The 14,267-nt window shown below is 64.0% G+C and carries 14 protein-coding genes; 6 read left to right on the plus strand and 8 right to left on the minus strand.

The genetic code is table 11. The features are described 5' to 3' along the window. Nucleotides 1–115: 115 nt before the first annotated feature. Both G8767_RS21680 and G8767_RS21685 read right to left on the minus strand, forming a co-directional pair. Nucleotides 116–937 (minus strand): type II CAAX endopeptidase family protein, encoded by an 822-nt coding sequence (locus G8767_RS21680; RefSeq protein WP_069146677.1) that lies wholly within the window; start codon nt 935–937, stop codon nt 116–118. A gap of 10 nt (nt 938–947) precedes the next feature. Continuing rightward, nucleotides 948–1,727 (minus strand): DUF2470 domain-containing protein, encoded by a 780-nt coding sequence (locus G8767_RS21685; protein ID WP_070796761.1) that lies wholly within the window; start codon nt 1,725–1,727, stop codon nt 948–950. Between the two features lie 139 nt (nt 1,728–1,866). Here G8767_RS21685 and G8767_RS21690 point away from each other — a divergent pair, with 139 nt between their 5' ends. The 3 genes from G8767_RS21690 to G8767_RS21700 are packed head-to-tail and all read left to right on the plus strand — an operon-like array spanning nt 1,867 to nt 4,116. Beyond that, a complete protein-coding gene (locus G8767_RS21690; RefSeq protein ID WP_124566870.1) occupies nt 1,867–2,505 on the plus strand; it encodes a hypothetical protein in 639 nt (212 codons plus the stop codon). A gap of 31 nt (nt 2,506–2,536) precedes the next feature. Next, nucleotides 2,537–3,451, plus strand: a complete 915-nt coding sequence (gene pheA, locus G8767_RS21695; RefSeq protein ID WP_095969464.1) for a prephenate dehydratase — start codon at nt 2,537–2,539, stop codon at nt 3,449–3,451. Next, nucleotides 3,448–4,116 (plus strand): histidine phosphatase family protein, encoded by a 669-nt coding sequence (locus tag G8767_RS21700; RefSeq protein WP_042453186.1) that lies wholly within the window; start codon nt 3,448–3,450, stop codon nt 4,114–4,116. Before pheA ends, G8767_RS21700 begins: the two co-directional genes overlap by 4 nt. Before the next feature lie 9 nt (nt 4,117–4,125). On the opposite strand, the gene G8767_RS21705 is transcribed toward G8767_RS21700, so the two are convergent. The 6 genes from G8767_RS21705 to G8767_RS21730 all read right to left on the minus strand — a co-directional run bounded on the left by G8767_RS21705 (nt 4,126) and on the right by G8767_RS21730 (nt 10,290). Beyond that, nucleotides 4,126–6,228 (minus strand): acyltransferase family protein, encoded by a 2,103-nt coding sequence (locus G8767_RS21705; protein ID WP_166811705.1) that lies wholly within the window; start codon nt 6,226–6,228, stop codon nt 4,126–4,128. 40 nt (nt 6,229–6,268) lie between these two features. Continuing rightward, nucleotides 6,269–7,087, minus strand: coding sequence for an ESX secretion-associated protein EspG (locus tag G8767_RS21710; protein ID WP_166811707.1), 819 nt, complete (start codon nt 7,085–7,087; stop codon nt 6,269–6,271). After that, nucleotides 7,087–8,340, minus strand: a complete 1,254-nt coding sequence (locus G8767_RS21715) for a PPE domain-containing protein (protein WP_166811717.1) — start codon at nt 8,338–8,340, stop codon at nt 7,087–7,089. Before G8767_RS21715 ends, G8767_RS21710 begins: the two co-directional genes overlap by 1 nt. Nucleotides 8,341–8,407: 67 nt before the next feature. Further along, on the minus strand, nt 8,408–8,707 hold the full coding sequence (locus G8767_RS21720) for a PE family protein (RefSeq protein WP_095969468.1): 300 nt from the start codon (nt 8,705–8,707) through the stop codon (nt 8,408–8,410). 134 nt (nt 8,708–8,841) lie between these two features. Next, nucleotides 8,842–9,192 (minus strand): metallopeptidase family protein, encoded by a 351-nt coding sequence (locus G8767_RS21725; protein WP_124566866.1) that lies wholly within the window; start codon nt 9,190–9,192, stop codon nt 8,842–8,844. A 3-nt stretch (nt 9,193–9,195) separates the two neighbouring features. After that, nucleotides 9,196–10,290: a septum formation family protein gene (locus G8767_RS21730; protein ID WP_166811719.1), complete on the minus strand. Its 1,095-nt coding sequence runs from the start codon at nt 10,288–10,290 to the stop codon at nt 9,196–9,198. Nucleotides 10,291–10,372: 82 nt separating this feature from the next. Here G8767_RS21730 and G8767_RS21735 point away from each other — a divergent pair, with 82 nt between their 5' ends. The 3 genes from G8767_RS21735 to G8767_RS21745 all read left to right on the plus strand — a co-directional run. Beyond that, entirely contained in the window at nt 10,373–10,768 is a 396-nt protein-coding gene (locus G8767_RS21735) for an ankyrin repeat domain-containing protein (protein WP_095969677.1), read from the plus strand. Nucleotides 10,769–10,833: 65 nt separating this feature from the next. After that, nucleotides 10,834–12,087, plus strand: a complete 1,254-nt coding sequence (gene serS, locus G8767_RS21740; RefSeq protein WP_166811721.1) for a serine--tRNA ligase — start codon at nt 10,834–10,836, stop codon at nt 12,085–12,087. A 364-nt stretch (nt 12,088–12,451) separates the two neighbouring features. Continuing rightward, on the plus strand, nt 12,452–14,267 hold a 1,816-nt coding region (locus G8767_RS21745), incomplete at its 3' end, for an Ig-like domain-containing protein (protein ID WP_240952571.1).

The following is a 14,267-nucleotide window of genomic DNA, read 5'->3' on the forward strand; positions in this document are numbered from 1 at the left end:
GCGGGGCGGGTTCTGCCTCGGCGGCATCGGTCCACGCGGAGGTGGCCCTGGCGGCTGGCGCCGCGGAGGGCGCTGAGGATATTCGGAGTCGCCGGTCACCAGTTCACGGTACCGGTCACGGCAGCCAGGAGACGTGATCGCGCAGGAGGGCGTAACCGATGAACGCCACCATGTCGATGAGCGCGTGGGCGATGATCAGCGGCCACAGCTTGCCGGTGCGCTGCCAGTATCGACCGAACACGAGCCCCATGATCACGTTTCCGACACCGCCACCGAAGCCCTGATAGAGGTGATAACTGCCCCGCAGAAGTGACGACGCGAGCAGTGACTTGTTCTCGCTCCAGCCGAGTGTCCGGAGGCGAGTGATCAGGTAGGCGACAACCAGTACCTCTTCGGCGCCGGAGTTCGCGATCGCGGACAGGACGAGGATCGGAACCCGCCACCAGTGGTCGTCGAGCGCGCTGGCCTGGACGGTGAGGTTGATGCTCAGTGCCTGAGCGACGAGGTAGAACAGAAGACCGGGGAGACCGATCACGGCGGCCAAGCCGAATCCCGGAGCTATGTCGCGCCCGAATCGAGGTTTGGGAGTCAAGCCCGCGGCACGTGGACCGATCCCCGAGCGCCACAGTAGATAGAGTCCCAGCGCTGCCCACGCGAGAAGCTTTGCGACGCCCAGTAATTGGCGTGCCAGGTCGATCCAGTCGATGGCGGCCCGCGACGGGTTGAGCGCAACCGTCTGATCCGAGAGCGCAACCGGCGTCGCCAAGGATTCGGCGAGCGAGAGAATTCCGGACAATCCGCTGAGCCCGAAGGTGACCAGTAGAACGATGGTGATCTCGATCCGAATTCCGCGTCTGGCGGCGGGATCGAGTTCCGGGCCGGTTCGAACGGGAGACGGCGGCCGTAACCAGGTGCGGACGGTTTCGCGGGCATTCACCCGCGCAACGCTAGCCGTTTGCAGCGCCTCCCGATCGGAGGCCGTTGAGGAAAGGGCACCCGACCAGCATGCGGATGGCGCGGCTCAGCGCGGGAGCGTCGTCGACGGGGTTGGCGAACGGCATCCACACGTCGCGGTCACCGGTGTGATCCTCGACCCGCAGGCGCAGTCCGTAGCGGTCGATGCCGAGTGGGCGAACGCGTCCGGTGCGCATGTACGGGGGAAGTTTGCGCACGAGCAGGTCCACGAGATCGCGGTGGTCTTCGTCGAGATGCTGCAGCCACGCCGTCTCCATTTCCCAGAAGGGGTCGGGGCTGGCGTTCAGCAGTTCGTCCACGGCGACAGGTTCTGCCCCTGTCGAGTCTGCGACAACGGCCGAGGCCAGGCTCAGGCGAAGGAGAACCGAGGTGTGGCCGATGTCGAGGAGACCTGGGTGGGGGTGCTCGGATGCGACGTCGTCGGCGAGGACACGCGCCTCGTAGTCGGGCACGGCGTGCAACGAGCCGCGAAGCCACACGAGGGAGCGCACTGGCTCACGCAGTCGCAGTGGTGCGTGATCGGTGATCTCGAGGACGGCAGGCAAGCCGCCGCCACCGGAGTTCCAGGCCAGGGCTGCAGCTGCGGAGGCATGTGGGACTGCAACGACGACGTCACCGTTCGAACGCAGGTGATGCACCGACGTGGCGGTGGGATCGCTGCCTTCGATGGCGAGAACTGCGTCCTGTGCGCGCACACAGGCGCTGCGGACGCGTTCAGCGGTGGACGGGCCGGTGCTGGTCTTCGTTGCCATGCTGCCCCCTTGGCGGGTGTTCTCTCGAACTCCATCGGATGATGAGGTAACCCTAACCTAAGGTGCTTCGGTGTGAATCGCAAGACTTTTGCGCAACTCGCGTGGAATCCGTCGACTTCGCCGGGGTTACGGTCTATCTGTGGCCATTCCTCTCTCACTCGGGCTGCCCGCCCCGAGAAACTCGCGCGGACTCCTCGAAGCACTCTTTCTCCCGGTCGTGCCGGCGTCCGCCCTGATCGGTGCCGAAGCGGCCGGCCGGGTTGTCGTCCGCCTCGATATCGATCCGGAAGAACTGCGCGCGGACACGGATGCGTCGTACGAGGCCGTCCGTTTCGACGTCGACGTCACCACCGACCAGATCGACGACGCGATCGCGCTACGTCTGCCCGCTCCGCTCGCGGTGTACGTCGACGGCGGCGAAGAGGATCTGACGCCGGCCGAAGCGGCGCTGCGCCTGTGTGAAGGTGGACGGATCCCCGGACTCGCCGCCGGTCGTACGCCCACCGAAGTGGCTGATTTCCTCGCGGTACTCGCGCACGAGTCCGTCGGTTTCGTAGCCCGCGCGGCTGACGGCGACGAGGTGATCGCTCTGCTGTGTGGCACCGTCGCTGCACTGCGCGGCGACGACGTGCGCGCTGCGATGGTCGATCCGAAGCCGGAAAAACTTGCCGCCCTGATCCCCGAAGCCGCGTCGGCCATGCGCGAGGTGCTGCTCACGATCGAGGTCGCGGATCTGCCGGCGGTGGAAACGGCCTTGCGTGCCGCGGGTTTGCAGTGACCGGCGTGGGTCGGTGCGTAATCTTTTAGGCGTGCCAAGAATCGCGTATTTCGGTCCGTCGGGAACGTTCACGGAGATAGCTCTCGCCCAGTTGGAGGCTGAGGGCGCGTTCGGCGAAACCGTCGAGCGAGTACCGGCAGGCAGTCCGCCGGCGACTCTCGACATGGTTCGGGACGGCTCCGTGGACGGGGCCGTGGTTCCCTTCGAGAACTCGGTGGAAGGCGGCGTCGCTCCGACGCTCGATTCACTGGCTCTCGGTTCGCCCCTGCAGATCGTTGCCGAAACCGACCTGGACGTGAGCTTCTCGATTCTGGTTCGGGCCGGGACCACCGCCGATCAGGTCCGCACGATCGGGGCCTATCCGCACGCGGGTGCGCAGGTCCGCGGCTGGATTTCCGAGAACCTGCCCCAGGCCGAGGTGGTGTTGGCCTCGTCCAACGCCGGTGCAGCGCTGGATGTGCAGGCCGGAACCGTCGACGCCGGTGTGTCCACGGCTTTGGCAGGTCAGATGCTCGGACTCGACAGCCTGGCGGACAACGTCGCAGACGTGGGCGGCGCCCGCACACGTTTCGTGCTGGTCACCAAGCCGGCCCCGGTTCCGGCACGGACCGGTGCCGATCGCACCGCGTTGGTGCTTCACCTGGACAACGCTCCCGGCTCCCTGGTGCGCGCACTCTCCGAATTCGCCGCTCGCGGTATCGATCTGACTCGGATCGAATCACGTCCGATGCGAACGGAATTGGGCACCTACCGGTTCTTCGTGGACTGCGTCGGACACGTCGAGGACTCGCTGGTGGCCGAGGCGATGCGCGCGCTGCATCGTAAATCCGGAGTCCGCTTCCTGGGGTCGTGGGCGACAGCGAATTCGACCGGGCCACAACCTCCTTCGGACGAAGAAGCGATTCGGTGGATCGACGAACTCAAGCATGGAGGGGGAGAACGATGACCGGAAGGCTCATCCTCGTTCGGCACGGTCAGACGGAGGCGAACGTCGCCAAACGCCTCGACACCGCCCTACCCGGAGCAAAGCTCACGCCGGAAGGATTGGCGCAGGCCGAGACGTTGGGCATCGGCCTGGCTTCGGCGCCGCCGCTGGCACTCGTATCGTCCTTGGCATTGCGCGCCCGGCAGACAGCAGGTTTCGTGGAGCAAGCCGCCGGCGTATCCCTGGACGTGCGGGACGGATTGCACGAGGTCCAGGCCGGTGACCTCGAGGATCGCACCGACGAGGCCGCGCACCGACTGTTCATGGAGACGTTCCATCACTGGCACACCGGCAACCTCGGCGCCCGCATTCCCGGCGGTGAAACGGGATACGACGTCCTGGAACGGTACGTCCCCGTCGTCAATGCGTTGCGGGAAGAATTTCTCGAAGGCTCACGCGACGGCGGCGACATCGTCGTGGTGAGTCATGGTGCCGCGATCCGTCTTGTCGCCGCCCAACTTGCCGGTGTCCCCGGTCTGTTCGCCGCCAACAACCACTTGGCCAACACCGAGACCGTCGAACTGTTGCCTTCGGTCGACGGCGGTTGGGAGTGCCTGCGTTGGGGAACCGTCAACCCGCCGTTCGAGCACCGGCTCATCCCCGGTGCCGACGACGTGATGGGCTGACGGCCGGCTTCACCACCAGCCGGTCTGGACGCTCAGTTGGCGCCCGAGTTCAGCGGACAGCGTGCTCACGTAGCTGGCTGTCAGGTGGTGGGAATCGTGATACACCAACACATTTCCCTCCACGACCCGGCACAGTTCCGGCCCGCACACGCCGTCGCTGAGGTCGAGTAGACGGACGTTGGTCAGATCGGCAATTGCCGACGGCGCCGGATTGACGTCGCTGAGCATTTCGGACCGTGGCATCGCGCAGTGATCGGGTGACGTGGTTGTCGCCAGACAGTCGATCGCGCGATAGGCGACGCCGTCGTTGTGCAGCCAGGGGGTATCGCGGATGGCGAGTACGTCGATACCGTCGCGCCCCAGTTCCTGCCACACGTGCACGTACGACTCGGGCGTCACGTCGCCAGGGCCGTCGGAACTCGGCCTGGTTGCCGTCGTGAACACGAAATCGGGTGAGGCGTCGGCCAACTCGGTCAGGACGCCACGGGACCAGTCGACGCAATCCGGATAGTCGTTGTCCGACAACGTCTGCATGGAGTCGACAGTGAGCGGGCAACCCATCTTCAGATACGTGTCGACGCGGAACCCGTGGCTCTTGCCGAGTTCGTCGAGCGCGGTGAGCCAGTGCTCGGAGTGCGAACCACCCGCGAGCGCGATGGTTCTGTCCGCGTCGGTGTCGCCGTAGGTGCAGTGGACGACGTCCCGCTCGAGAAAATCGGCGATACAGCCGTCGAGCGTGCTGGCCGGAAGGTCCAGCGGCGCATCGAAGATCGAGGGAACCATCGACGCCTTGGGCACCTCGGCACCGTCGGTAAGCGCGAGTGCGCCGGGATGGGTCGGGAGGTCGAGGGTGTCGACCGCCCGCTGGCCCGTCGTCTGACTGCTCGCGTACGACTGCCAGGCGACAGAAGCGGCGAGGACCACGGCAGCAGTGACGACGCAAGCCAGGACGGTGTACCGGCGCGAGCGGCCTCCACGTTCCACCGGAACCTCGATCAGGCGCCGGAGTGCAAGCGCCCCGGCGACGGAGAGAGCGATGATCAGTGCCCCGCCGAGCGGGCCGGCTTCGGGGCGTCCGGTGATCACGAGTGCAAACACCAGAATCGGCCAGTGAATCAGGTACAGCGCGAACGCGAACGAGCCGAGCCACGTCAGGGCAGGATGGGCAAGCGTCTTCGACGTCCAGGGTGTGTCGTCGCCGACTCCGGACAGGATCAGCGCAAGAGTGGCCAGCACCGGTACCAGCGCCCACGGACCGGGGAACTGCTGGGCACCGTCGAGCACTATGCCGCACAACAGGATCGATGAAAGGCCCGCCCAGCCGATCGTCGCTCTGACCGAGAACGGCAGGGATGCGATCTGCCGACTGCGCGTGCTGGTCATCAGAACGGCGAGCAGACCACCGAGGGCCAATTCCCACAACCTGGCGCCGGAGTCGTAGTACGCCCAGGCTTGGTGACGTGAAGATTTGGCGAGTGCGTAGAGAAAAGATCCTGCGGTCAGAATCAGAAGGGTGACCGCGAGTGACGGGCGGAAATAGTTGGGATTCACGCGTGAAGCCACATAAGCGATCACGGAGACGAGTGCGATGGCCAAGAGGTAGAACTGACCTTGCACGGCCATCGACCACAGGTGCTGCAGGGGAGTGACCGAGCCGTCGGCGGCCAGGTAGTCGCTTGCGGTGCTGGCGAGCTGCCAGTTCTGGAAGAACCCGAGCACCGCGATCAGTTGATCACCCAGATCGGCCCAGCGTGTGCGTGGCAGCAGCAACGCGGTTCCCAGTGCGGTCAAAATGCTGACCACCGCGATCAGGGGGAACAGCCGCAGAAATACCCGCCGCAGCGCCGGTAGCGGATTCAGTGAACCCCCGGCTTCGGCGCGACGAACCAATGAGCCGACGAAGAAGTATCCGGACAGAACCAGGAAGACGTCCACCCCGCCCGATACCCGTCCGAACCACACGTGGAACACGACCACCAAACCGATGGCGAGGCCACGCAGTCCGTTCAGGTCTTGTCGGTGCGGTGTTGTTGCCCGCTCTTCAGCCGGCCGGTCGATAGTGGCGACCGAGCCTTGTTCGCCCGGTGACGACGGTTGACGCGAGAACTGCATGCTGAAGTAAGGCTCCGGGCGTTGAAGGGACGCCCCGAGGTTACCTGGAAGGCTCCCGAGTAGATTCCTCGAGTTCGGTTACCAGTGCATTCACGGCTTGTCGCAGGCGATGGGGTGTTCCGGAACTGATGGACGTCCATTCGGTGCCGTCGGCAGCCCGAGTGGTCGAACCTACGAGTCGGCCGGCCAACGTGTCGTACACAGTCACTGCGCCGGTCATGAGCGTCGTCGCTCCCAAACTGTGTGGTATTCCGACCAATTCGGCGAAGGTGGTACAGGTGACGATGGCATTACCCAGTTGGCGCGCGTCGTCTTCGGGTATCCCGGCGTTGATCAAGGCCGAGGTCACGCTGTCTGCATCCGGGGCGGCACCGAATGCCAGGCTGAGCATCTCGGTCGGTGCGTTGATCACGGCAATCGGCATTGCTTCGGTGCTGCCGAGCGCGGTGACAACGGGTGACGCCGGTTCGGCGGTGACACTCCGTAACGCGAACGAAGATTCGTTTGAAGTTGCTTCGACACAAAGGAATTCGCCCTGCGCGACGCAGAGGCGTGAAATTCTTCCACCGGCATGCCGACGCAGAGCCAACTCCCACTTGGGGTGGGTCAGGACGCGCAGGCGGGCACTGAGTTCGTGATGGATCTCCCCGCCGGGGAGGAGATCGCGCTCGGAGAGCGAATCTGCCGCGGACTGCATCGCCGTACGGTGAGCGCTCGCACTGCCGTGAACCGTCGCGCCACCGAGAACCACGGGAAGCGCATCGAGCCCGAGTCGCTCACGTACATAATCGATTTCGTCCTGTGACAGGGCGACGACAGGCAAATTCCACCCATCAGGTGAGGTGCCGAGGTCCACCATCAACGCTCTGCAGTTTCGAGTGCGCCACCGATCACGGACGGGATGACTGTTCGGCCGTCGGCGAAGTGCTCGAAGTGCTTCAGGTAATCGGGTGTGTCGTGCTCGGTCTCGTCTTCAGGCTGGGCCGCATGACGGCCGCCGGCGATCGGCGCAGATCCGCCAGCGGTTCGGGCCGGATCCACCTTGACGGTATCCGCGGTGCCCTGAACCGGCGAGGTCACGGGGTTCTGGCGTGCGGCGCTCTGGCCGGTGGAGGGATCAGGAACAGCGTGCCGACCGGTGCTGCTGCTCGACGACGAGCCCGCGATTGCTCCGGCTCCGGTAGCCGCGGAAGCTGCGCTGACCTGTGCCGGTGCCCGACTTGCCGACGGGGTGCCGAACAGCGATGGTGTGGAAGCACCGAGTCTCGCGCCGCCGAGGCCTGCGCCGCCCAGTCCGGTGAGCCCTGCTCCGGCCGTCGCGAGGGCTGAGGTGGCAGTGGTGGCGCTCGTGACGGCGGCGGCCGTGGCATTGACAGCGGCCGACGCTCCACCGGAGATGGCACCGGCCTGTGAGGCAGCGGCGGCAAATGCCGGGTTGGACACTACGGATGCGACAGCAGCGGTTGCGGCGCGCACGGGATCTGCGACTGCGTCAGCGAGCGTTGATGCCGTTTGCACGACGGACTGTTGTGCGGCGCGCCCTGGGCTTTGGGCCGAAGCGGATGCCCCAGCTGTGGGTTCCGCGATGGACGGTGGTGAGTCGAAGTTCTGCTGCACGGCCAGATGGGCCGTTGCGGCGTCGTATGTTTCCATCGTGACCGCCGCTCGAATCTTGAGAGCTTCTTCGGCAGCCTCGGCGGCAGCGGCGCCGCCGACCAGGGCACCGCCGACGGAGTACGCGGCGACCTTGGCTGCTTGAACTGCCGCGATCTCCGCCAAGGACGGCATGGCCAGGGTCGCGACGGTGTAGGAACCGGACTGCACTTGGGCTTTACCTGCGGTTTCTCCCGCGAGCAGCGCGGCAGCGGCAGCCCATTCCTGGAACGGTGCGAACTTGCTCAGTGCGGCATCCGCGGCTTCGCCTGACCACCCGGTGCGAAGGTCCGCCATCACGCGAGAGATGGACGCTGCGGTGTCGGTCAGTCCGGACGAAACCGTGGACCAGGCCCCGGCCGCCACGCCGAGAGGGACCGGCCCGGCCCCGGCGACCAGTGCTGCGGAGTTGGGTGCTGCGCCCCGTGGATACCAGATGACGCCGGTGATGCCGACCATTGTTCTTCCCCCCAGGAAGTGTGACTGTTGTGTCGCGCTCGAAGGTGCCGCGTTCGATTTCTGTCGATCAGATCGGTGCGGCGGCCAGGCTGGTCTTTGTGAGCTGGTCTTCGAGTTCGTAGGCAGCTGCGTTCTTGCGCAGAGCGGCCGCAGCAGCGGTGAGCTCCTCGATTGCCCGATCGGTGGACGAGGCAAGGCTGCCCGAGATGGTGTTGAAATAATTGGCCGCGCTACCGGACACTTCTTCGGATCCCGCTGGGAGAACGCGTAGCGTCGGCTGCGCAGTAGAGACGATTCCGCGCAATCGCGTCGCCGCAGACTCGAGTTCCATTGCGGCGGCAACTAGGGCTTGAGGGTCGACGTACATAGTGTCGAACTCCTTCCTGACCAGGGCGGATAAGTGGTCGGGAGGTCGTGCACACAGCCGTCGAAATCCCCCCGCACATAGTTTGATGCATACCGGCCGCTTTCGGTTCCCCCCGAAATCGGACGATTTTGCGATCAGCCCCAGCCGAGTTCGTGCAACCTGTCTTCTTCGATTCCGAAGTAATGCGCGATCTCGTGGATGACGGTCACTGCAACCTCGTGAACAACCTCGTCCTCCGATGCGCAGATGTCGAGTATCGAATCGCGGTAAATGGTGACCGTGTCCGGCAGGTACCCGCCGTAGTGAGAATCGCGCTCGGTCAGGGCGACGCCCTGATACAACCCGAGCAGCCCCGGTTCTTCCTCGTCACGTGCTTCGACAAGCACCACGACGTTGTCGATGGCCTTGGCAAGTTCAGGCGGAATCAGATCGAGTGCTTCGCCGACCAGTTCCTCGAACCGGTCGGGCGTCATAGTCACCGTCATGGCTTACGACGGGGGAGCTGCGCCGGGCAACGGCGTCGGCAACGACCGACCTTCCGGTGCAGCGGGTGGAGGGACCGGGGCGGCGCCGTTGATCAGGATGTCGCCTTTTGCGCTTCCGGTGATCGCGGCGAACCCGCCGGTTTCGACCTCTTTGCCGATCGAACAATTGACGCGACGGCTACCGGCCAACCAGCTTTCCAAAGATATGTTGTCCCAGAACAGCGTCAGCGTCTTGTCGCGAAGTGCGTCTGCGGAACCCAGGTACTCGTTGGACGCCTGAGTGCAGACGCCCTCGAGGTAACGGTCCTGATCTTCGACCGACGGCATTGCGCCCGGGAATTGAGTGCCGAGGTCGATAACCGAAATGACCTCGTATGCATGGGGTTTCGCGCAGTCGACCGGATCGGTCGGTAGGTTCTGGTTGATGCCGATGCACGTGCCGACGTCCCACACGTTCGACTGGTCCTGGTCCGCCACGCGGCCCACGAACGGTTGAAGTTCGCCGGTTGTTGTCGAGAACTGCAAGCCGCAACGCAGTGCGCGCTCGCCCGAAGCCCAACCCGATTCGCTCGGGAACATCAGGCCGACGCTGAACTTGCCCTTGGGATCGAACTTCGAATCGAGGTAGGACATGACGATGGGTGTGCAGTGCTCGTCGCGGAGTTCGGCGAATCGAAGGGCGCCCGGGTACCGGGAACCGGGGCCGAACTCGGCGCCGGGGAAGACCGACAGGTCGAGTGGTCCGGCTACCTCGAAGCGGTGTTCAGTTCCGCACTGAACCTTCGACATGTCCGTGCGGTCTCCGCCCGACTCGGCCGCAGGCGTCCAGTTGAGGCAGTCGCCGGCGGCCGCCGCGGTGAAGGCGTCGTCGCGAGTGGATCCCGTCGCTGCTGGACCGCCACCACTGACACTGACCGAGGACGAGTCGTCCTTGTTCAATCCACCGGAAATCGCGATCGTTGCGATCGCGGCGACCACCGCACCTACCGCCACAGCAGCCAGGACCCGACGGGTGCGACTCGCTGAGACAGTTTTCTTCGCCGGCGTCCCCTGGGGATCTGCCGGATCTGGCGACTTCTCGATCTTGTCTTCGGACATCGATTCCATCATGCCTGTTGCCGTGGCGATATCGAACCTTCACTACAAAACTCACAAACGCGTCTGTGAGTATTTTGTAGTCATGAGCGAAAACACCCCACTCGATCCCGAGGCTGTCGAGCTGGCGGGCCGGCTCTTCGACATGGCACGAACCGGCGACGCGGCCGGCTTGGCGTCGTACGTCGATGCCGGAGTTCCCGTCAATCTGACCAACGAGAGTGGCGACACGCTCGTCATGTTGGCGGCGTACCACGGTCACGCTGACGCCGTCATTGCCTTGATCGAGCGCGGTGCCGACGTCAACCGGCCCAACGACAAGAACCAGACACCCCTCGCCGGAGCCGTCTTCAAGGGCGAGGACGCGGTGGTGAAAGCGCTGGTGAGCGGGGGAGCCGACCCGAAAGGTGGACACCCGACTGCCGTCGACGCGGCTCGGATGTTCGGACGCGAGGACTACCTGAGTCTGCTCGAATCGTGATCTCCCCCTCTCCGACGTGGACGTGACCGTCGGCGAGCTGCGGTGAGTGGGTAAAGTTCGAAGTCGTGATTGACCTCAAGTTTCTCCGTGAGAACCCCGAAATCGTCCGCGAGTCGCAGCGCACCCGTGGAGAAGATCCAGGACTGGTCGATGCTCTGCTCGAAGCCGATGCGTCCCGACGCGCTGCCGTCCTGACCGGAGACAACCTCCGCGCAGAGCAGAAGGCCTTCGGAAAGAAGGTCGGCCAGGCATCTCCGGAGGAGCGCCCCGCGCTGCTCGAGGGTTCCAAGGAACTGGCAGCCAAGGTCAAGGAAGCCGAGGCCGCGCAGCACGAAGCGCAGGCCGCGCTCGACGCCGCACACCGCGCGATTTCCAACGTCGTACAAGAAGGCGCGCCGGCCGGAGGCGAGGACGACTACATCGTGCTCGAACACGTCGGGGAGATTCCGAGCTTCGACTTCGAGCCGAAGGATCACCTCGAGCTGGGTGAGTCGCTCGGCCTGATCGACATGGAACGCGGCGCCAAGGTTTCGGGTTCGCGCTTCTACTTCATGACCGGCTACGGAGCCATGCTCCAGCTCGGACTGCTGCAGTTGGCTGCGCAGAAGGCGATCGCCAACGGATTCACGATGATGATTCCGCCGGTACTCGTACGCCCGGAAATCATGGCGGGTACCGGCTTCCTCGGTGCTCACTCGGACGAGATCTACCACCTGCAGGATGACGACCTGTACCTCGTCGGAACTTCCGAGGTGCCCATGGCCGGCTACCACTCGGGCGAGATCCTCGAGCTGAACGAAGGCCCGAAGCGCTACGCCGGTTGGTCCTCGTGCTTCCGCCGCGAGGCCGGCAGCTACGGCAAGGACACCCGCGGAATCATCCGTGTCCATCAGTTCGACAAGGTCGAGATGTTCACGTACTGCCGTCCAGAGGATGCCGACGCCGAACACCAGCGTCTCCTCGGCTGGGAGCGAGAGATGTTGGCCGCCATCGACGTTCCGTACCGCGTGATCGACGTCGCCGGCGGAGACCTCGGTTCTTCGGCCGCGCGTAAGTTCGACTGCGAGGCGTGGGTTCCGACGCAGGGCACCTACCGTGAGCTGACATCGACGTCCAACTGCACGACCTTCCAGGCCCGTCGCCTCGGAGTTCGGTACCGCGACGAGAACGGCAAGCCGCAGACGGCCGCCACTCTCAACGGCACCCTGGCCACGACGCGCTGGATCGTGTCGATTCTCGAGAACCATCAGCAGGCCGACGGCTCGGTGCGAGTGCCCGAGGCATTGGTGCCGTTTGTCGGCACGGATGTGCTTCGCTGACACACTGAACAAACACAATCAGGGCCGCGACGGACTCCGTCGCGGCCCTGATTCGTACTTTCGTACTGGTAGGTTTGGAACTTTTTCCGAACTGACGGAAAATCAACTTTTTCCCGCCGATGGGCGTGGTGGCCACCAAAAGCGTTGTCGATAGGCCGCTTTGGCGATAGTTTTGCGTTCAATCGGGTTTCCATACCCTGCTTTTCCATCCCGCGTCTGGTGATACGAGGGTGAGTCCGGGGTGAATTGGACAAGTGTCTTGCCAAAAGTAGTACGCGTACTAGTTTTTTCGTTATGTTGTGACGGCGCGCACACGTTTTGTCCGAATCCACTGCTCATGTTTGCCCTTCCGAAGGAAGTGCCCATGCCCCAAATCTCTCAGTTGCGGCGATTCGCCGTGCCCATAACCGGAACCGCCATGGTTGCCGGAATGCTGCTGATCGGGTCCCCAGCCTCAGCAGTTCAAAGCCAATTCAACTTCTCCACCTCATGCCAGGCGAAAGCACTCATCACTGTCGACAAAGTGACTACGAGTTTTGTCACCGTGGATGCCCCCACATCAGTTGCTCCGGGTGAAACCTTCACCATTCGAATGCAATCCAATGGCCAGTCCTTTCCGAACTCGGATTCGGGCGCCACAACAACCAATTTGTCGCGCTTGAAGAACGATTTCGATGTCCCGGCAAATGCCACCTTCATCAGTGCGGCGATCGTGCCCGGAACCTCGTTCAACTTGGAGAACGTCGCCCCCAGTGTCATCCGCATCAACGAGGCTGGAAGCCCTGACGCGGCGGGTCCATATCTCCGAATCTCGGGTAACAACGAGGTGATCGGAAACAGTCCCAGTACCAGCACGAACAGTGAGGGTGGGATCCGCGCACCCAAGACGAAAAAGAACCTCGACGGCAGCACCAACACCAACGGTGACAGTTGGTTCAGGATGCCTGCAATCGATATTACGATGATCGCCGGCGCATCCGGTGTGATTCAGCCGAAGGTCAGAACTGCCGGTGATGCTGCTACATACGGCAACGACAAGAATTTCAATACACAGCTTGCAAAAGCGAGTCTCCTCGGCACGCAATGGGCCCCGACCAGATGCACGCCTCGAGATGCGAAGGGTAGCGCTCTCAACGCTGGTGCAGGTCCGCTCGCGACAATCAGCATTGCTTCGGCTCCGGTCGATGTCGAGACCACGACGTCGCTGTCGGTTCCGGCTACGGCAATCACGGGCAACGCGGTTGATCTGACGGCGACAGTTGCTCCGAACAATGCTGTCGGCACGGTGCAGTTCAAGTCGAACGGCACGGCTATCGGTTCCCCTGTCACGGTGACTGGCGGCGTTGCGACATTGAGCCATGCGTTCGATGCTGCTGGTGCGCAGAGTGTTACGGCTGACTTCACCGCTGGCGCTGGCTTTGTGAGTTCGTCGGCGGCGGCTCAGACGGTGACGGTGTCCGATCCGGCTCCGGTCGATGTCGAGACCACGACGTCGCTGTCGGTTCCGGCGACGGCGATCACGGGCAGCGCGGTTGATCTGACGGCGACGGTTGCTCCGAACAATGCGGTGGGTTCGGTGCAGTTCAAGTCGAATGGCGCGGCGATCGGTTCTCCGGTGACAGTGACCGCGGGTGTTGCGACATTGAGCCATGCGTTCGATGTTGCTGGTGCTCAGAGTGTTACGGCTGATTTCACTGCTGGCGCTGGGTTTGTGAGTTCGTCGGCGGCGGCTCAGACGGTGACGGTGTCCGATCCGGCTCCGGTGGATGTGGAGACGACGACGTCGCTGTCGGTTCCGGCGACGGCGATCACGGGCAGCGCGGTTGATCTGACCGCTACGGTTGCTCCGAACAATGCGGTGGGTTCGGTGCAGTTCAAGTCGAACGGCACGGCTATCGGTTCCCCGGTGACAGTGACCGCGGGTGTTGCGACATTGAGCCATGCGTTCGATGTTGCTGGTGTACAGAGTGTTACGGCTGACTTCACTGCTGGCGCTGGGTTTGTGAGTTCGTCGGCATCAGCTCAGACGGTGACGGTGTCCGATCCGGCTCCGGTGGATGTGGAGACGACGACGTCGCTGTCGGTTCCGGCGACGGCGATCACGGGCAGCGCGGTTGATCTGACGGCCACGGTTGCTCCCTCGAATGCTGTGGGTTCGGTGCAGTTCAAGTCGAACGGTG

Origin of the sequence: Rhodococcus sp. IC4_135, from assembly GCF_011602025.1 — a bacterium.
GTDB classification, from domain to species: Bacteria; Actinomycetota; Actinomycetes; order Mycobacteriales; family Mycobacteriaceae; genus Rhodococcus_F; species Rhodococcus_F baikonurensis.

Excerpts from the sequence above, each read along its gene's own strand:
- G8767_RS21705 (WP_166811705.1), bottom strand. The coding sequence starts at position 6,228 with ATGCAGTTCTCGCGTCAACCGTCGTCACCGGGCGAACAAGGCTCGGTC.
- G8767_RS21715 (WP_166811717.1), bottom strand. The coding sequence starts at position 8,340 with ATGGTCGGCATCACCGGCGTCATCTGGTATCCACGGGGCGCAGCACCC.
- G8767_RS21700 (WP_042453186.1), top strand. The coding sequence starts at position 3,448 with ATGACCGGAAGGCTCATCCTCGTTCGGCACGGTCAGACGGAGGCGAAC.
- G8767_RS21710 (WP_166811707.1), bottom strand. The coding sequence starts at position 7,087 with ATGGTGGACCTCGGCACCTCACCTGATGGGTGGAATTTGCCTGTCGTC.
- G8767_RS21685 (WP_070796761.1), bottom strand. The coding sequence starts at position 1,727 with ATGGCAACGAAGACCAGCACCGGCCCGTCCACCGCTGAACGCGTCCGC.
- G8767_RS21720 (WP_095969468.1), bottom strand. The coding sequence starts at position 8,707 with ATGTACGTCGACCCTCAAGCCCTAGTTGCCGCCGCAATGGAACTCGAG.
- G8767_RS21735 (WP_095969677.1), top strand. The coding sequence starts at position 10,373 with ATGAGCGAAAACACCCCACTCGATCCCGAGGCTGTCGAGCTGGCGGGC.
- G8767_RS21725 (WP_124566866.1), bottom strand. The coding sequence starts at position 9,192 with ATGACGGTGACTATGACGCCCGACCGGTTCGAGGAACTGGTCGGCGAA.
- G8767_RS21730 (WP_166811719.1), bottom strand. The coding sequence starts at position 10,290 with ATGTCCGAAGACAAGATCGAGAAGTCGCCAGATCCGGCAGATCCCCAG.